This window comes from Escherichia sp. E4385 (assembly GCF_963883145.1).
GTDB lineage: Bacteria > Pseudomonadota > Gammaproteobacteria > Enterobacterales > Enterobacteriaceae > Escherichia.
This window is the reverse complement of sequence record NZ_CAWOOJ010000017.1, coordinates 175,583-193,905: the sequence shown is the minus strand read 5'-3', so window position 1 is coordinate 193,905 and position 18,323 is coordinate 175,583. Positions and strand designations below refer to the sequence as shown.

Annotated in this window: 21 protein-coding genes; 1 reads left to right on the top strand and 20 read right to left on the bottom strand. The window is 52.1% G+C overall.

Features of this window, described 5'->3' with window-relative positions; genetic code table 11:
* Positions 1-182: 182 nt before the first annotated feature.
* The gene (locus AACS80_RS18000) at positions 183-350 is read left to right on the top strand and encodes a YhfL family protein (protein WP_064527562.1); all 168 of its coding nucleotides are present in this window, start codon (positions 183-185) and stop codon (positions 348-350) included.
* 107 nt (positions 351-457) lie between these two features.
* On the opposite strand, the gene AACS80_RS17995 is transcribed toward AACS80_RS18000, so the two are convergent.
* The 20 genes from AACS80_RS17995 to hofM form a co-directional block, all read right to left on the bottom strand.
* Positions 458-1,543, bottom strand: coding sequence for an aminotransferase class I/II-fold pyridoxal phosphate-dependent enzyme (locus tag AACS80_RS17995; protein WP_131161829.1), 1,086 nt, complete (start codon positions 1,541-1,543; stop codon positions 458-460).
* Between the two features lie 11 nt (positions 1,544-1,554).
* Entirely contained in the window at positions 1,555-2,859 is a 1,305-nt protein-coding gene (locus AACS80_RS17990; RefSeq protein WP_130208943.1) for a YhfT family protein, read from the bottom strand.
* Positions 2,860-2,870: 11 nt separating this feature from the next.
* Positions 2,871-3,224 carry a DUF2620 domain-containing protein gene (locus AACS80_RS17985; protein ID WP_000719728.1) on the bottom strand — a complete coding sequence of 118 codons (354 nt, stop codon included), beginning with the start codon at positions 3,222-3,224 and terminating at the stop codon, positions 2,871-2,873.
* Between the two features lie 10 nt (positions 3,225-3,234).
* Positions 3,235-4,113 carry a phosphotriesterase-related protein gene (locus AACS80_RS17980; protein WP_135410775.1) on the bottom strand — a complete coding sequence of 293 codons (879 nt, stop codon included), beginning with the start codon at positions 4,111-4,113 and terminating at the stop codon, positions 3,235-3,237.
* Entirely contained in the window at positions 4,110-5,336 is a 1,227-nt protein-coding gene (locus AACS80_RS17975) for a phosphopentomutase (protein ID WP_135410774.1), read from the bottom strand. The genes AACS80_RS17980 and AACS80_RS17975 overlap by 4 nt, the downstream gene beginning before the upstream one ends.
* Positions 5,336-6,499, bottom strand: a complete 1,164-nt coding sequence (locus AACS80_RS17970; protein ID WP_135410773.1) for a YhfX family PLP-dependent enzyme — start codon at positions 6,497-6,499, stop codon at positions 5,336-5,338. The genes AACS80_RS17975 and AACS80_RS17970 overlap by 1 nt, the downstream gene beginning before the upstream one ends.
* Positions 6,500-6,582: 83 nt before the next feature.
* On the bottom strand, positions 6,583-6,945 hold the full coding sequence (locus AACS80_RS17965; RefSeq protein ID WP_130208951.1) for a PRD domain-containing protein: 363 nt from the start codon (positions 6,943-6,945) through the stop codon (positions 6,583-6,585).
* A 16-nt stretch (positions 6,946-6,961) separates the two neighbouring features.
* Positions 6,962-7,867 carry a GntR family transcriptional regulator YhfZ gene (gene yhfZ / locus AACS80_RS17960; protein WP_130208953.1) on the bottom strand — a complete coding sequence of 302 codons (906 nt, stop codon included), beginning with the start codon at positions 7,865-7,867 and terminating at the stop codon, positions 6,962-6,964.
* A gap of 290 nt (positions 7,868-8,157) precedes the next feature.
* Positions 8,158-9,162 (bottom strand): tryptophan--tRNA ligase, encoded by a 1,005-nt coding sequence (gene trpS, locus AACS80_RS17955; protein ID WP_130208955.1) that lies wholly within the window; start codon positions 9,160-9,162, stop codon positions 8,158-8,160.
* A complete protein-coding gene (gph, locus tag AACS80_RS17950) occupies positions 9,155-9,913 on the bottom strand; it encodes a phosphoglycolate phosphatase (RefSeq protein WP_130208957.1) in 759 nt (252 codons plus the stop codon). The genes trpS and gph overlap by 8 nt, the downstream gene beginning before the upstream one ends.
* Entirely contained in the window at positions 9,906-10,583 is a 678-nt protein-coding gene (gene rpe, locus AACS80_RS17945; protein WP_000816280.1) for a ribulose-phosphate 3-epimerase, read from the bottom strand. The genes gph and rpe overlap by 8 nt, the downstream gene beginning before the upstream one ends.
* Positions 10,584-10,600: 17 nt before the next feature.
* Positions 10,601-11,437, bottom strand: coding sequence for an adenine-specific DNA-methyltransferase (dam, locus tag AACS80_RS17940; protein WP_130217642.1), 837 nt, complete (start codon positions 11,435-11,437; stop codon positions 10,601-10,603).
* A 106-nt stretch (positions 11,438-11,543) separates the two neighbouring features.
* On the bottom strand, positions 11,544-12,833 hold the full coding sequence (gene damX / locus AACS80_RS17935; protein WP_138183902.1) for a cell division protein DamX: 1,290 nt from the start codon (positions 12,831-12,833) through the stop codon (positions 11,544-11,546).
* Positions 12,834-12,924: 91 nt separating this feature from the next.
* Positions 12,925-14,013: a 3-dehydroquinate synthase gene (aroB, locus tag AACS80_RS17930; protein ID WP_135410772.1), complete on the bottom strand. Its 1,089-nt coding sequence runs from the start codon at positions 14,011-14,013 to the stop codon at positions 12,925-12,927.
* A gap of 56 nt (positions 14,014-14,069) precedes the next feature.
* Entirely contained in the window at positions 14,070-14,591 is a 522-nt protein-coding gene (aroK, locus tag AACS80_RS17925; RefSeq protein WP_001507994.1) for a shikimate kinase AroK, read from the bottom strand.
* Between the two features lie 400 nt (positions 14,592-14,991).
* Positions 14,992-16,230 carry a DNA uptake porin HofQ gene (gene hofQ, locus AACS80_RS17920; protein ID WP_130208965.1) on the bottom strand — a complete coding sequence of 413 codons (1,239 nt, stop codon included), beginning with the start codon at positions 16,228-16,230 and terminating at the stop codon, positions 14,992-14,994.
* Entirely contained in the window at positions 16,142-16,546 is a 405-nt protein-coding gene (locus tag AACS80_RS17915; protein WP_130221396.1) for a DUF2531 family protein, read from the bottom strand. Before AACS80_RS17915 ends, hofQ begins: the two co-directional genes overlap by 89 nt.
* The gene (locus tag AACS80_RS17910; RefSeq protein WP_135408040.1) at positions 16,536-16,976 is read right to left on the bottom strand and encodes a HofO family protein; all 441 of its coding nucleotides are present in this window, start codon (positions 16,974-16,976) and stop codon (positions 16,536-16,538) included. Before AACS80_RS17910 ends, AACS80_RS17915 begins: the two co-directional genes overlap by 11 nt.
* Positions 16,960-17,499 (bottom strand): PilN domain-containing protein, encoded by a 540-nt coding sequence (locus AACS80_RS17905; protein WP_130258693.1) that lies wholly within the window; start codon positions 17,497-17,499, stop codon positions 16,960-16,962. The genes AACS80_RS17910 and AACS80_RS17905 overlap by 17 nt, the downstream gene beginning before the upstream one ends.
* On the bottom strand, positions 17,499-18,278 hold the full coding sequence (gene hofM, locus AACS80_RS17900) for a DNA utilization protein HofM (protein WP_130217654.1): 780 nt from the start codon (positions 18,276-18,278) through the stop codon (positions 17,499-17,501). Before hofM ends, AACS80_RS17905 begins: the two co-directional genes overlap by 1 nt.
* Between the last annotated feature and the right edge of the window lie 45 nt (positions 18,279-18,323).

The window sequence follows — 18,323 nt, the reverse complement described above, 5'->3', positions numbered from 1 at the left end:
TGACGAGTATAATTTATTTTAATAACGCCCTGCAGTTACAGCGGCTTACAAATATAAGCATAATATTCATAGTCCGTTCACTGACGCACAATAAATATTCCTGTATCGTCTTTAGCGAGCTGTTTGCTTATATTCACATAATCAATGAATATTACTCGATATATTTTACATAGGGAATGAAAATGAACAAGTTTATTAAAGTGGCACTGGTTGGTGCAGTCCTGGCAACATTAACTGCATGTACTGGTCATATTGAAAACCGTGAAAAGAACTGCTCTTACGACTACCTGCTGCACCCGGCAATTTCTATTTCTAAAATCATTGGCGGCTGCGGTCCTACTGCACAGTAAGTCTCTGACTGAAATTAGCTAACGCTGATTTAATTACCTGACGCCCTCGGGATTACCTGAGGGCGTATTTGTTTTTGTATTAACTCCGAAAACGTCATTCACAACGATTAAACGCTGGCAATACTCTCACGCAAAATCCGCAGCACCGTCTCTTCACCACTACGATTCGGATTAATGCGAATCGCACAATGTTCTAATTGTGGATTCGCCTGGCGAAACGTTCCGGAAAGGCGGTAAAAGAGCGGCGGGATTTCATATTTCGACTCCGCACCCACCGGGTAAGGCAACGCGCCGCGCTTTTGCGCCTCTTCCAGCACCCTGGCGGCAATCGGCTGATGAAACTCCACAATTAATACTTTCGACTGCGCATTAGCAATGACGGCGTTTTTAACTTCCGGCACCGCACCACCGTTAAGTAAAGCCAGCAACCGTTCAGAAACGCCCGCCTGCACCGCATGCATTACAGGCGCGAACACCAGCCCACGCAACACTTCCAGCGCCTGAGCACCCTGAATCTGGCTGCCGCCGGAGTAAAGCGTGGCGCGAATCCGACTAATAACATCGGCATCACCTACCACCGCGCCAACACCCTCTGGCCCAAACAGCTTGAAGCAGGAGAATGTCGAAACATTCGCCCCGCATTCGCAGCCGATTCGCGCGACCTTCATCACCGCATAGTTGTCATCGGTTAACGCTGGAACGCCAGACGAGCGCAACGTTGCCAGCACATCTGCCAGCATGTAGCTGTCCTGTGGCTGCTGGCGCGTATGCTGTACTAGCGCCGCATCCGGTTGTTGCTCTTCGACGACCTGCTTAAGTGCCGCCAGGTCATTGAAATCAGCAGTGATAAGCGTCAGCCCCATCTGCTCAACAATGACCTGCGTCGTCGGATAAACAGGCGCGTCATGCACCAGAAGACGCTGCCCCGGTTTGAGCAAAGCCGCCAGCCCGGCGCGAATTGCTCCAGTCCCCGCGCCCTGCACCAGCGCCGCGGCCTGTGCGTGAAATGCATCAGCCAGCACCTGCTCCACCCGTTGGGTAATACGCGGTTGATTCAGACCTGGAGTTAACCCTAAATCACCGCCAGTAAGAAACTCGCTGCCGGGGAAATGGCGGCAAATGCTATCCACCAGCGCAAACTGCTTTTGCTGCGCCTCAATAATCGTCAGGCTTTGCAGAGGAAACGTCTTCATCGATGCCTTCCTTAAGCCGGAACGAACAGGCCAAGCCAGTAAAGAACATTCAGCAGGATGCCGGTGATCATTACTGCCACGACCGGTGCCGCCATTTTCTGTACCGGACGGCCCAGGGATTCGTTGAGGAAGTAAATGGCAACCGCGATAGAGAATCCGGTATAACCCGCCATCTTAATTGCTGCGAAAATCGAACCGACCAGCAGCGCCACTTCCATCAGCATATTCATGGCGTTACGGATGTTATCCGACGCATTACGTACCGATGGGTAACGCCCCAGCCATTTGCCGATCGAACGAAGTAACAGGACTTCCGCCGAAATAACCACTGCGCCTAATACCGCTGCAACCATCGGATTCGGCGAGAGATAGCCCACCGCATAAACAAAGGTAAAGCCCGCAACTGCATATACGCCGGTGGCTAACGCGGTGGTGGCAATCAACGGCACAAACCCCAGCCCACGCATAAATTCCGCCAGTGCCGCCTGATTGATCAGCGTTTGCGATTGTTCCGGCGTTACGCCTGCGGAATATGCTTTCTCCAGTGTGAAGATCGACACTTCGCTACCAGCAAAAATCTTCATGCTGGCAACGGCGGCAATCAATGCCCCCACGATGGCGATATAGGGTAAATTTTTGATAATCCGCGACGTACGCTCTTCAAAGACGGAAAGTCCGCTTGTATCAAGATCATTTTCATCACGATGACGCAGGTCGTGAGTTATCGCGATCCCCAGCAGCATCACCATGCCAATAAAGATTTCGATGGATTCCGGATTGAGATGCGGGAAATAGCGCACTACCACCACACGGGTCATCAGCACAACCACGGCCGCGATCAGACTTTGCTTCCAGCCAAACTGGTAGAAAATCGCTACCAGCGGGAACAGTGCAAACGCTGAAACCACCGGTGAGCTTAATTCCCCCAGGCTACCTAATACATCCACCGGTAGCGCGGTCAGCAGCTGGTTTACCGGCAACAGGCATGTGAGGATCAATATCCCCCAGATAGCGCCAAGACCAAACGCCATCAGGCTGTTTATCGCCAGTACGCCGAGGATATCGGTAGGAAGAAAGAGTAACCATGCGTTGAGTAGCCCGGTTTTCAGGGTAAAAGAGATCCCCACCGAGGCCACAAAACCAATGCTCAGACCAAAAGCGATACTCCCCGCCTCGCGACGGTTCATATAGCCTTCAATCAGTTGCGGCAGGATCGGGCGGATACCGTCATGAAAAACAGCCGCCGAGCGATGCGCCAGAAGCGATGTCATACCCGTCAGGCACGCCACCACGATAATCTGAATATACAGATCCATAGTCGTGCCTTTTATTTCAGATGGTTAATCAACATCGGAATCGCGTGTTCGACGTGCTCAACAGAAAGCCCAAACGCCACTTTCCCTTCGGCGATCATTTTGGCGATATGCTCGTCTTTCGCTTTAATGCCCGGCTTGGCAATAGTGCAACTTTTGTTATAGCCAATCACCGCGATGGCAATCGACAATGCCGCGCCCGCACCGGTATTACACGCGCCGATGTAATAATCCAGTTGCCCGGATTTCACTTTCATTGCCGCTTCCATGTCGTTGTGAATGAAAACTTCAAAACAGCCAGGAGCAGTCGCTTCAATGGTTTTTTTAATCTGCTCACGCTGTAAGCCTGCAACGCCAATCTTTTTCATGAGTCTGTCCTTATTGGAAAAATTGAGAGGGAGTTTCACGTAACATCACATCCACATCGGCCTGACTGAATCCTGACTGGCGCAATTGCGGAATAAAGGTGGTCAATAAATAGTCATAGCCATAACCACCGTTGGCTTTTAAATGGGAGCGGCGCGTAATATCCATCGACAGCATGACGCGGTTCAGCAACCCACGGTCACGTAGCGCGTGGAGCATCGCAATGCGCTTTTCGTCCGGGTAGTAACTGTTCTTGCCGATGGTGTCGAACTGCACATACGCGCCGAGATCGATCATCTTCAAAATGTTGTCGAGATTGTCTTTCAGATCGCAGTGGCCGACGGTGACGCGCGAAAGATCAACCCCGTGGGCTTGCAGCAACGCCAGTTGCTCCAGCCCCATGGTGCTAAAAGAGGTATGCGTGGAGATCGGGCGTCCAGTCTGGTTATGTGCCAGCGCGGCGGCAATAAATACCTTCTCTTCCAGCGGCGTAATCTTTCCTTCGCTGGAACCAATCTCCGCGATAATCCCGGCTTTCAGGTCGGTGCCATCGATACCCTGTTCAATTTCATCGACCATCTCCTGCGCCAGTTCCTGCACGCTGCGGGTCGCCACATGTTCCGGGAAAAACGCGTCCTGGTAATAACCGGTACAGGCCACCACGTTGATCCCCGTCTCACGCATTACATTGAGCATAAATTGCGCATTGCGCCCCATGTAACGGTTGGTCATCTCGATCACATTACGAACGCCCTGGGCCATCAGGTCGTTCATCTCCTGGCAGATGAACCCATACTGATCAAGGCGGCAGTCCACGTTGTTTTTAAAGCCGGAGAGATCAATATGCAGATGCTCATGGGCCAGGGTGTAACCCGTCGGATCAAAACTCATAGGGTGTCTCCTGCAAACCGGAGGGAGGAAAGAAAAGAGCGACCATTTTGGGGCGGTGGCGCACGGAAAAATTCACACACGGTAGCCCCCACATCAGAAAGCGTGGTGCGCACACCGAGTTGCGTATGGACCAGCCCTTGCTGATAAACCAGCACAGGCACGACTTCGCGGGTATGGTGGCTGTGACCGATTGTCGGGTCGTTGCCGTGATCCGCCATGACAATCAGGCAGTCATCTGGCTGCATCGCCTCAACCAGGAGAGCAAGATTACGGTCAACGACCTGCAAACGTTCGGCATAACGTGCGACGTCTTCTGCGTGACCAGCGAGGTCGGTTTCCTGAATGTTGGTGCAAATAAACGCTGTCTGATGGGTGATAAATTCGTCGAGGGTGATATCCATAATCCGCTGGCTATCCACCAGGTTTTGCCAGCTCACGCCATAAGGATTGCTGACAATATCTGCCACCTTACCCACCAGCACGGTTGGCACGCCTGCTTCATACAGTTTTTGTGGCACCTGCACTTTTTCATCGACGCCATAGCCCATATGCACGACCTGGAAACCGTTGTCATAAGCGCCAGAACGCGGCGCGTTGATGCCAATAAAGCGCCCTTCTTTGCTTTCTGCGGCATCGAGAATACGCTGACTGTCGGTTAACAAGCCGCCAAATGTAATGATCCGACCGACCTGTACCTGGTCACGCACGATACGACCAATTTTGATTGCGTCGTCAAAAGAGATCACAGAGAGATTGGCGGTGATGTTATAGACCTGGCCTAAATCCGCCTCGAGATTATCGCCAATCGCAACCGCCTGATTGACCCACAGAAATTGCAGATCATCGCCACGGTGCTCCACCTGCCAGCCAGCGTTAAGTAATGCTTGCTCAACACGGTCAATCACATCGCGAAAGGGCATCCGTAGCGGCGGTAACGGGCGCGTGCCTAAAATTTCCTGATGCCCCATAAAGGTATCGCCACCTTCATGTTGCAGCTCTGCCACGCCCCAGGTTGAGGAGTCTGACGGCTGCATATCTCCAGGCGCATAACCTAATGCGTTGATTAGCCCCATTTTCTCCAGCGTTGGCAGCTGCAAATGCGGCAGCTGGCTCAGAATGTGACCACAGGTATTCGCTCCCGCATCCTGCGGACGCACCAGCGTGACATCTTTCATTGCGCCTACGCCAAAGCTATCAATCACTAACACCACGAATCGCGCCATTACGCCCCCAGAGAGTTTCCAAGACTGTCATAACGACCGACGATCTCCGGTTCGCCACGCTGAATACCCGATACCAGCACGACATCACTGCGGGTAACAAAAATCTGCGTACGAAAACAGAGCACCACCGCGCTGCTCACCGGAAACTCACCTGCTAACGGCAGGGTGTAGTCGATACTGCTGTCATCTACAGTTTTGAGATTGGTTTCAGTAATCTTTTGATTTTCGTTAGTAAAAACCAGAGCGCGGTGAGCATGACCACGACGGTAGTAACCGCCGCCGTAGCAGTAGCTGTCGCCACGGAAATGATGGGAGATTTCACTTAACCAGAGCATGGCGATACGTTCAGGCTGATCGCCCTGCTGGTTTGCCGGAATAGTGCCCGTCAGTGCATGACCGGGTTCGGCATGAGTCACACCGTATTCCGCCAGTAATGGCAGCGAAGTGCAGCTGGTCGCTGAAGGCGCGTTCAGTTGCTCAATCGCAATACCAGATTTCGCCAGTTGATCCCGTGCTTGTACCAGCGTGTGAAGATTCGGTGTCGGCAAAACTTTCCCGCTTGTTTCATCCCAAAGCAGGCAAGGGAAATGGGTAAGTCCCGCTAAATGTAGTCCTGGCAGTTTCTGGATTTCAGCGACAATGTCATGCAGCGTGTTTTGGGGAAAACCGCTCTCCTGGCCCGGATAAAGAAAATCATCGTCGCTATAAACTTTGAGCAGCACAGACTGCACACGTCCAGCATTCACCGCTGCCGCAGAGACTTCCCGCGCTTTATCGAGGGTAAATACGGTGATGACGTCAGTTCCCTGTGCAACGGCGTCAGAAACCTGGTGACAAGGGATTTGCACCAGATGTCCCTGATGCGCCACCGGCAGACCGGCGCGGCGCATGACCCGCGCCTCTTTGTAATCCACCGCCACAATGCCGCTGTAGCCCAGTGCCAGAAGTTTTTCCGCCAGCCATGGATTACGGCCAAACTGCTTGGTCATCAGATACAGCTCAATGCCGTAAAGCCGCGCCGTCTCAATCAGCCTCTTACCGTTTTCCAGTAACTGATCCACGTCGACAACCCAACTGTCCGGGGCGATCTTGCCCTGTTGCCACAAGCTTAGTGCGGCGGAAATCAGCGCTGGGTTCTGGCGTTTCAATGCTTCTACAAACATCTTGTTGCCTCGTTTCTATTCCTTGAATTAAACATTCATTTTTTTGAATATTTAAGTTATGTGACGCGGATTTGCCGTATAACTCAGACACCTTCGTTGGCGGCCATCCATAATCCATAGAGATTGGCCAGCAAATACCCTTCTTCACACGGGTTAATTTCCAGCGCGAATTCCTTCAATAGCACCTGATGCAATTGCACAATCGCTGGCCAGTATGTGGATTGCGCCAGTTCCGCCAGTAATTCGTCATCCAGCGGCAGTATGTGTTCGCCCCGACGACTGCGCATCAGCGCACTCGCCATATGCGTCATCGCCATCGTTCCCTGCTCGCTGCGTATGGGAAGATGGCATTCTGTTTCCAGTACTTTGACGACCTGCATCATGCCTTTGCAGATGTCCTTATCAATGACGCCTGCCTCGCAAAGCAGGTTGAGTCTGTTTTCCATTTAAGACGCCTTTCGCTTAATAACTGGGTTCAAGTTCCCCACTGACGACTCGCTGTTGATGAGCAAGCAGGGCATGTTTATCAACAACCGCACGTAGCAATTGTTGCATCGGGTAATCATCGGCTCGCGTTAGCACCACGGCTTCAGTGGCCTGTAAAAATCGTGGATCGTTCGTCAGCGGCGTCGCTTCTAATCCCAGCATGGCAAGTTCGCTTTCCGCCACCACGTTCCAGATAACCGCATCGACATCGCCTTTTACAATGCGTTGTAAACTCTCGTGATATGAGAGGTCGACGCGCTCCACATCGCTATTGCCAAAAAAGACATCGGTCATGATTTTCTGATCCGCCGAGCGGTTATCCAGCCCCACGCGTTTCACGTTGCCAGACGCCCCTTTACGGCAAATCAGCTGGTGCTCGCCAACATAGGTATGTGGCCCAAGTTCCAGCGCCAGGCATAACCCTTTTTGCGTGAGATAACTTTCTGCCGCCAGGCGGGACACTACCGCCATGTCATAGACGCCGTTAAGTAAACACTCCACGCGAATATCCGCGCCGCGCATATGCGCATAATAAAAAGGAATGCTATCAAACTGAGCTTTCAGCCCGCTTGCCAGTCCTTCGTACAAACGGGTATAGGGCAAGGGCATCGCACATACCACGTTGTTGATATCCACATGAGTCAGCAATGCTTTGTTATTCATCTCGACCAGATAACTGCCATTGCGCCCACGGCGTTCAATTCTAATCGCGCCGCTTGATTCCAGCGTTTTCAGCGCGGCCTGTGTCAGACCAACCGATGAATGGCATTCAGTTGCCAGTTCATCTATGGTTTTCAATCGATTACCGCACTTTTCACCTAACAGATAACGAGCCAGAGTCGTGATGACGACGCCTTCTTTTTTGATAAACGTTCGACGCATAATATATTTTCAATAAAGTGAATATTTATATCTTCATTAAAATGAAGATAAGTGGCAACTAAGAGATGTGGAAACGGCGAGGCACTTCACATTTTTTCGGGTTGTTGCGAAAAGAGGATAAAAAAACCGGGTTTCCCCAGTTTCAGAGTGATGATAAAAGCAAAATTGCCTGATGCGCTACGCTTATCAGGCCTACATTTCCTTGCAATATGTGCATTACTTTGTAGGCCGGATAAGGCGTTCACGCCGCATCCGGCATGAACAAAGCGCAATTTGCCAGCAATAGTGAATTACGGCTTCGCCACAAAACCAATCGCTTCATACACCGCTTTCAGCGTACGGGAAGCGTGCGCGCTGGCTTTTTCTGCGCCGTCTTTCATCACCTGTTGCAGGAAGGCTTCGTCATTGCGGAAACGGTGATAGCGTTCCTGCAATTCAGTCAGCATACCGGAAACGGCATCAGCTACTTCGCCTTTCAGATGACCATACATCTTGCCTTCGAACTGTTTTTCCAGTTCCGGGATGCTCTTGCCAGTAACTGCAGAAAGGATATCCAGCAGGTTGGAAACGCCCGCTTTGTTCTGCACATCGTAGCGAACTACCGGTGGCTCGTCGGAGTCAGTGACCGCACGTTTGATTTTCTTCACTACCGATTTCGGATCTTCCAGCAGGCCGATAACGTTATTGCGGTTATCGTCAGACTTGGACATCTTCTTGGTCGGCTCCAGCAGCGACATTACGCGCGCGCCAGATTTCGGAATAAACGGCTCCGGTACTTTAAAAATATCGCCATACAGCGCGTTGAAACGCTGGGCGATATCGCGGCTCAGTTCCAGATGCTGTTTCTGATCTTCACCGACCGGCACCAGATTGGTTTGATACAGCAGGATGTCCGCCGCCATCAGCACCGGATAGTCAAACAGACCAGCGTTGATGTTCTCGGCATAACGCGCAGATTTATCTTTGAATTGGGTCATGCGGCTCAGTTCGCCGAAGTAGGTATAGCAGTTCAACGCCCAGCCTAGCTGCGCATGTTCTGGTACATGGGACTGAACAAAAATGGTGCTTTTCTCAGGATCGATGCCACATGCCAGGTACAGAGCCAGCGTATCCAGCGTCGCTTTACGCAGCTTTTGCGCATCCTGGCGCACGGTGATGGCATGTTGGTCAACGATGCAGTAAATGCAATGATAGTCATCCTGCATGTTTACCCACTGACGCAGCGCACCCATGTAGTTACCAATGGTCAATTCACCTGAGGGCTGTGCGCCACTAAAAACGATGGGCTTAGTCATTTTTCGATTCCTGATTTTCGCTATGCGGAAGCCCTAATGCGGGCAGAAGGTCATTTATAGAGTGATAAATTACATCAGGCTGGCTGAGATCGATAGCCTCGCCGTAGTTATATCCGTAGGTTAAGCCAACTGATGGGCAACCTGCCGCTTTTGCCGCCTGAATATCATTGCGTGAGTCGCCAACAAACAGCATCTGTTGTGGGGCAATTCCCATCCGCGCAGCCACCAGTAACAGCGGGTCCGGATGCGGTTTTTTGTTTTGCACGTCATCACCACCAATCACCACGCTGAAGTATTTGGCGATATCTAAGGCTTCGAGCAGCGGCGCGACGAACGGCGTCGGTTTGTTGGTAACCAGGCCTAGCGGCAGGCCTTTAGCCTGCAACGCGCCCAGAGTATCGGCAACGTGCGGGAACAAAAACGTCCCCTCTTCGGCAACCTCGCCATAGTAGCGATCGAACAGTTTACGCAGAATACGTACCTGTTCTTCTGCCGGAATGTCGTCATCAACGGGCGGTTTACCCATTGTTTTACGCAGGGTCGCACGTTCCTGACGCGCCCAGGCCAATGCCCGCTCCATCAGGACATCTGCGCCGTTGCCAATCCAGGTAATAACGCGTTCTTCGCCTGCAACGGGCAACTCCAGCGCATACAGCGCCATATCTACCGCAGCAGCAAGACCAGGAGCACTGTCCACCAGCGTACCGTCGAGATCAAAAGCGACGCCGCGAATATCTTCAAACTTATTCATGACTTACCTTTGCCAGTTCACTGCGCATTTCATCAATGACTTTTTTGTAGTCTGGCTGGTCGAAGATTGCCGAACCGGCGACGAACATATCCGCTCCCGCCGCAGCGATTTCGCCAATGTTGTTCACCTTCACGCCACCGTCCACTTCCAGACGGATATCAAAGCCCGACTCATCGATGCGGCGGCGCACTTCGCGCAGTTTATCTAATGTTTGCGGAATGAAAGACTGACCGCCGAAACCAGGGTTGACGGACATCAGCAGGATCACATCCAGCTTATCCATCACGTAATCCAGATAGCTCAATGGTGTCGCCGGGTTAAATACCAGCCCCGCTTTACAGCCATTTTCTTTAATCAGTTGCAGCGTGCGGTCAACATGCTCGGAGGCTTCTGGATGAAAGGTAATGATACTGGCGCCAGCAGCAGCAAAATCCGGCACAATGCGATCGACGGGTTTCACCATCAGATGCACGTCGATAGGGGCGGTAATGCCGTAGTTACGCAAGGATTTCAGCACCATTGGCCCAATTGTCAGGTTGGGAACATAGTGGTTATCCATGACGTCAAAATGCACGACATCAGCGCCAGCTGCCAGGGCCTTTGCGGTATCTTCACCCAGGCGGGCAAAATCAGCCGACAGAATTGAGGGGGCAATCAAATACTGTTTCATCCGCTTCTCCTTGAGAATTATTTTTTCGCGGGTGAAACGACTCCTGGTTTGTACAAAGCCAGCAGTTCGTCCACCTTTTTACGTGTGCCGCCGTTGCTGCTTATACTGCGTCGAACTTTGACGACATGCAATTTTGCGCGCTGATACCACTCACGCGTTAACATCGTATCGTGATTGGAGATCAGCACAGGAATATGGCGATCAACCAGACCTTCTGCGATCTCCGCCAGATGGGCTTGTTGTTCAAGCGTAAAACTGTTTGTGTGATACGCCGTGAAGTTAGCGGTCGCAGAAAGCGGCGCATAAGGCGGATCGCAATAGACGACGGATGCATCATCTGCGCGCGCCATGCTGTCGGCGTAAGACTCACAATAGAAAAAGGCATTCTGCGCTTTTTCGGCAAAATGATACAACTCAGCTTCCGGGAAATAGGGCTTTTTATAACGGCCAAACGGCACATTAAATTCACCGCGCAGATTGTAACGGCACAAACCGTTGTAACCGTAGCGGTTCAAATATAAAAACAGTACTGCCCGACGCAAGGGATCCTGGCTTTTGTTGAACTCTTCGCGGAACTGATAGTAGACCTCGGCGCAATTTGTTTCGGGAACAAACAGCTCGCGGGCAGCCTGCACATACTCTTCAGTACGCGTCTTTACAATGTTGTAGAGACTAATCAGATCGCTGTTGATATCAGCAAGGATATAACGAGAAAAGTCGGTGTTAAGAAACACCGACCCGGCACCAACAAAAGGCTCAACCAGACATTCGCCCTTAGGCAAATGCCGTTTAATATCATCAAGCAAGGGATATTTGCCCCCTGCCCACTTCAAAAAAGCGCGATTTTTCTTCATGCTGACTAACTAATTACACCTTCTCCGGCTGTGGAGAAAGCTCCGACAGCATCCAGCGCTTCAGGCAGTTCCCGCAACGGTTATCCATTGCGGGAAATAGCCTTGATTACTTCAGATCGGCCTGTACCTGACGCAGCGGTTTCGCCCAAGGATTTTTGGCCTGGACATCGGCTGGCAATGTAGATACCGCTTTTTTCGCTTCTTCTTTCGAAGCGTACACGCCAGAAACCAGGACATACCACGGCTGACCATTACGCGTCGTTTCATAGACAACGTAGTTTTTCAGGTTCTCTTTCTTCGCCCAACCGTTCAGGTTGTCGTAGTTAGAGGAACTGCTCAACTGCAGAGTGTAATGGCTTGACGGTGCCGATTTCAACGAACCAACATTACCCGCGCTCTTCGCCCCAGCAGCTGGTGTTGTCGTGGTTTGCGCCGGAGATGCCGTTTGTGCTGGCTCCGTGCTGGCAGTCGCATTCGGCGCTGGCGTTGCCGCTGGCGTAGAAGTCGCAGCCGGTGCCTTCGAGCTCGCCACTGGCGCTGCTGGTTCGGTACGCTTCGGTTGCTGTGCTACCGGCTTCGGTTCGGTTTTCACAGTTGCTTGCGGTTTTTTCGGTTCAATCACTGCCTGCTGACGCGGCGGACGCGTGGTGGTCGGACGTTCAGCGGTTTGCGTTTTTGCCGTGTCGCGCGATGCATTGCCATTGCGTACTGGCGCAACCGTTGCGGGTTCGGTCGGCAATGTCGAATTTACCGCCACATTGTTCAGCTGTTGCTGATTTTGTGGCTGGGTCAGGGCATTGTTCAGATCACCCTGTACTTCAACACGCTGTTGACCATCCGTTGCCGCCGGGGTCTGCCCCTGGGTCGGCGTAGAAGAAATCGGTGGCAGAGAAACATCCTGCTGAGTATTTTCCGCAGACGTGGTTCCCGATGCTGGCTGCACGCCATTCGCCTGATCGGTCGCATTGCCAGCAAGATCAATACTCTTCTCGCCAGACGCAGTTTGATCGCTGGAAGAGGTCGAGGGGGCTTTTAACGCAGAACCGATACCGATGATCAACAGCAACAGAACCAGAATACCGACGCCCATCATCATATACTGACGAGAAGCAGGTTTGCTGGCTGCTTTTTTGCGCTTACGCGGACGCCGCTCTACACGCTCTTCATCCACCGTTTCATCTTCGGATTCGTCATATTCTTGTTCGATTTCCGGTTCCTCATCGCGCTCTTTTTGCGCGCGGGTCGGACGGCGATCATCCGTATCATCAAGTTCAATATCATCAAAATTGATCTGCGGTTCGCCACGTTCAGAACGCTCAGAAGATTGACGAGAACGACCAGTACGACGATCGCTGGGATCGGGTTTCAGCTCGTCTTCTGGTTTGAATTCATCCATTTAACACCCCACTAAAAGGTTAATGCTTACCACGTTGCAATTAACCTGAAGCTAATAAACCGCCGGATAAGCGGCCTGACCTTTCTTGTTGTTACGCTAACTGACAATCAGCAATGGCGTTAAGAACGATATCGTGCGAAACACCGCCGCGAACTTCGCTCTTACCAATTGCCAGCGGAAGAATTAAGCGCATTTCTCCCGCAAGAACTTTCTTGTCACGCAGCATATGCGGTAAATATGCCTGCGCGGACATTTCGCGCGGCCCATTGACCGGTAACCCAGCCCGCGTGAGCAGGGTAATAATACGCTGCGTTTCGGCAGAACTGAACTGCCCGAGACGTTCCGATGTGCGCGCCGCCATTACCATACCCGCAGCAACCGCTTCACCGTGTAGCCAATTACCATAGCCCATTTCAGCTTCAATGGCATGACCAAAGGTATGTCCAAGATTGAGTAAAGCACGTAAGCCAGCTTCACGCTCGTCGGCGGCGACAACTTCTGCTTTCAGCTCACAGCAGCGGCGAATACAGTACGCCATTGCAGGGCCATCCAGACGAAGCAGCGCGTCGAGATTCTCTTCCAGCCAGTGGAAAAACTCGCCGTCAAGAATAATGCCGTATTTGATGACTTCCGCTAGCCCCGAAGCTAACTCACGCAGAGGAAGCGTTTTCAGACAATCGAGATCTACCACCACCGATGCAGGTTGGTAAAACGCGCCAATCATGTTTTTACCGAGGGGATGGTTTACCGCGGTTTTGCCGCCAACGGAGGAGTCAACCTGCGACAATAACGTCGTTGGGACTTGAATGAAGCGAACGCCGCGCTGATAGCTCGCCGCCGCGAAACCGGTAAGATCGCCCACCACGCCGCCGCCAAGTGCAACCAGTGTAGTATCGCGGCCATGCGGCTTTTGCAACAACGCTGTAAAGACGGTGTCGAGTACAGCCAGGCTTTTATACTGCTCGCCGTCAGGGAGGATAACGCTATCGACGTTAACACCCGCCTGTTCAAGTACGCCGCGGACCTTATCGAGATACAGAGGAGCCAGGGTTTCGTTGGTGACCAACATCACCTGCTCGCCCGATTTCAGCGGTAAGAATGAAGCTGGTTCGTTAAACAAACCAGATGCGATGGTAATTGGGTAACTACGTTCCCCGAGAGTGACGACTATCCTCTCCATAACGCGACATCCACCTTAATTACTGTACCCGCAGACGAGTGTATTTAAAGCCAGAATTAGTTGCTTTCCAGCATGTTAATAATCTGGTTTGCGACCACTTTAGCGCTTTGGTCATCAGTACGAATGGTCACGTCGGCAATCTCTTCATACAGCGGATTGCGTTCATTGGCCAACGCTTCCAGAACTTCACGTGGCGGTGTTTCAACGTGCAGCAACGGGCGTTTTTTATCACGCTGCGTGCGTGCAAGTTGCTTTTCGATGGTCGTTTCAAGATAAACGACAACGCCACGAGCGGAAAGACGGTTACGCGTTTCGCGGGATTTCACAGAGCCGCCGCCAGTAGCCAGCACAATACCCTGCTTCTCGGTCAATTCATTGATGACCTTTTCTTCGCGATCGCGGAAGCCTTCTTCGCCTTCTAAATCGAAAACCCAGCCCACATCAGCTCCGGTTCGTTTCTCAATCTCTTGATCGGAATCGTAAAATTCCATATTGAGTTGTTGAGCTAACTGGCGCCCAATAGTGCTTTTTCCGGCACCCATAGGCCCAACCAGAAAGATATTGCGTTTCTCTGCCATTTTTTCGGTACTACTAAGACTATTCGTTAATGATAAACCCGCTTCGCTCAGAGAGCGCAGCAGGACATGGACTGAAACCTCATAAGATATTGCGAGAGTCAGACTGAAAATTATCTCAATACTCCAGCAGGTTTGGCAACTGAATAAATCGCCCATCCCTCTGCATATCTGGTCGCTGCAGGCATGCTGCCTTGCTATCACCGCTTTGGCGATAAATCACCGGGTAAGATTAGCGTAAAAAAGACAGCAAAATACCGCCTGAATGATAAATCATCATCATAAAACGCAGGCAGCTAAGAGCACCAACTCTCAAATCGGTACTCCTTGTATGCTAAATACCTGCGCGCGTCAAATAGATGAAACACGTTCAACGTAAAAACATCACCGCTTTTGCGGCGGTTTACTCACTGGAAACCAGTCGTGGCGTGATAAACACCACTAACTCACGTCGTTCATCTTCTTTTCCGTCATGACGAAATAATTGCCCGAACCAGGGAATGTCACCCAACAGCGGTACGCTATCCTGACCCGATTTATTTTTACGGGTAAAAATGCCGCCCAACGCCAACGTTTCTCCGCTTTTGACCTCGACTTGCGTTTCGATCTCCTGCTTGTCAATTGCCAGCACTTCGCCATCGGCTTGTTGAAGGACCTGCCCCGGAACGTTCTGGCTGATGTGTAATTTCAGCCGGATGCGACCTTTTTGTAACACCGTGGGCGTGACCTCCATTCCCAGTACCGCCTCTTTAAACTCCACCGATGTTGCACCACTTTCACCACTGGAAACCTGATACGGAATTTCGCTTCCCTGTTTAATGCTGGCAGGCTGGAGATGCGAAGCCAGTAAACGTGGACTGGCGATGATATCCAGTTGCTGTTTCTGTTCTAGTGCGGAAAGCTCCAGATCCAGCAAACGTCCGTTGATCCGCCCAATGTTAAAACCGATATGCGTCGTCGCCGTCGCCACCGCGAGATCGCTACCGAGCGTAGTCACTTGCCCAACGCCGCCAGCTTGTTGCGCATCGGCCAGCGTCCATTTCACGCCTAACTCGCGCAGACTTTTTTCATTAATGGTGACAATGTGTGCCGACAGTTCAACCTGGCCTACCGGCAAATCCATTTGCATGACCCACTGTTCCAGTGCAGTTAACGCCGCCTGGTTATCGCGCAACAAAAGGCGATTGGTACGTTTATCAACGGTCATGCTGCCTTTGGCGCTAAGTAGCTTCTCCCCCGCTTTCGCCAACTCTCCGGCATCGGCGTATTGCAGGGTAATGCTGCGATTTTCCAGCGGCAGGTTTGCCTGCGCCCGTGCTTTCTCTGCCTCCTGGCGGGCGATATTTTCATTTTGCCAGGCAACGGAATGCACTGAAAGAATATTGCCTTCCTGACGCGTTATCAGCCCGGCGCTTTTCACTACGGTTTGTAGCGCCTGCTTCCAGGGAACATCCGTTAAATGTAGCGATACCGTACCGCTGACGTCTGGCGACACCACCAGGTTCAACTTCTCCTGTTCGGCCAGCGCCTGCAAAACCTGAGCAACCGGAACGTCATCCACCATCAGCGTGACTTTTTGCGGCTTTGCCGCCTGCACGATGGGCATCATCATCAACAGTAGTGCGGCTATCCATTGCTTCATTTGTATCTCCTTGCCGTTGCCACAACCACTGTGGCGGTTCGCAGTTTGTCCCGGTTCCCAGCGTTAGTGTGTCTGGCGTCAGCTGTAAGATCGTCCAGCCGTTTTCCAGCACATCGTTTTGCTGCACCCGTCGCCATTTCTTTTGCCCATCTTTTATTACGCCAATAACGCGCTCGCCTCTTCCTACCATCCCCTGATAGCGCCACTGGGTAAGTTCGCTAATCCGGCATAGATCTTCCGGTGGTTTAAACGGGTCGCGCATGCCGGTTAATAGCCATAATGCAACACCAGCCAGCAGCCAACGTTTAGCCATCATTCGCCCCCTCCAGTTGGAGCGTGAACAAGAGTTCATCACCTTCCACGCTTAACGAAAAACGACTTACGCTGACGTTGCGCTCTGCCAGTCGTGTAAATGCCGACGGCACCGCTTCCCAGAGCGTTTTCAACGCCAACTCCCCTCCCTGGGCGGACGGATGCCAGTAAACCAGTTGCGCGCCAGGCAACTGAAAATCCAGCGGCGAAAAGGACAACGTCTTTTCTTCGCGGATGGGTGTGGTGTCTACCAGGCGATGCAGTGCAGCCCACTGCTGGTGATTACTTGCCCGCAGTCGAATTAATGCGTCGCTCTCTTCCTGATGGGCCAATGAAAGAACGATGATTGTGAATAACACCAGCAACCAGACTGCCCAGCCAAACTGACGGGTACGAGGAGATGTGGCAAACCACCAGTCAAAGAGCGAGTTCATCGCTAACCTTCCTTGTTAACTGATACGCAAATTGCCAGCGCCCTTGTGCATCCTGCTGCGTGGCCCCTCGCTGGTTGAGCTGAAAAGAGGCATCCTCACGGAGTGACTTCTCCAACACATTTAGTGCTGTGATGTTCGACGTAAGTCCTTTGACTTCCAGCGTTCCCTGCTGCCAGCTCAGCGTGGTCAGCCAGGCTTTTTCTGGTAAAAGCGTCGCCAGCGCTTCCAGCGCTGGTTGCCAGTCGCGGGTAAATTGTCGCTGACGCTGACGTCGCAAATGCTGTTCGCGTAACTGTTGGCGTTCCAACAAACGTGGCTTAGTGACCTGTAAGCTACGGGCGAGTTGTTGTTCTCCCTCGAGCAAAATGGCGTCTACGCGTGCTTCGGCGTTATATGCCAGACGCTGCATTAGCGTTATCCCTACGGTCAGCAGCAGAGGGGCAACAAACATCTGCAACCAGAAGCGAAAAAAGGCCGCACGGCGTTGCTGTCGCCAGGGCAAAAAATTGATTGGTGGGTTCATTAGCGACTCTCCCCAAGCGCCAGCCCCAGCGCAATGGCGAAGTCTCCACCTGGTGGCGGTAGCGGCGGCTGACGAACAGAAACCGCCTCCCAGGGGTCAAATCCGCCTTCGCCGCATATTGCGATACTGTCGGGATCCACGGATAACATCGCTGCAAGGTCATTCGCGCTTGTCATCCCCACCACCAGCTTGCGCCCCCAGTTATAACGCGTCGCCCACAACCACTGCTCGTGGTCACACCAGGCCAGACATTGCTTGTGAGGGGGTAAAAAAGGCAGAAACCGTTGTAAAGCGCAGGCATCTGGGGTAATCGCGCTAACGTGAACACGCAATCTTTCTGCCAGGGTAAGTAACGTTGCCAACTCTTTGCTTTGCGCGGCGGTCACGTTATAGGCCGGGCTTAGTGAATCTTCGCTATAATCGAAGCGCAGGGAGTCCGGTTCCATATCCAGCTCGCGTGCCATTGTGCCTGCCAGCCATGCCGTTTGCTCTCGCTCACCGAGAGACATCGCCGGGCGTGGAAATGCCCTCTGTAACGTTCGACCAGCAGGAAATGCCAGCATAATGTGATGTCGATGCGGCAGTTCACGACTCCACGGTAACAACGTTTTTGCCAGCCGCTCTGTATCGAGAATGCGTCCATCTTTGATAATGTCTGTCGCCAGCGGCAAGCGCCACCAACGTTGCAAAAAACATTCTTTTGCACCACGCACGATAGCAACCGCCACCGCTTCTTGCTGTTGTAAATGCAACCCAATTTGCCAGTTCTTAAATGCCATTGTGATGATCTCCTTATCACCCGTCACTCTGACGGGTATATCAAT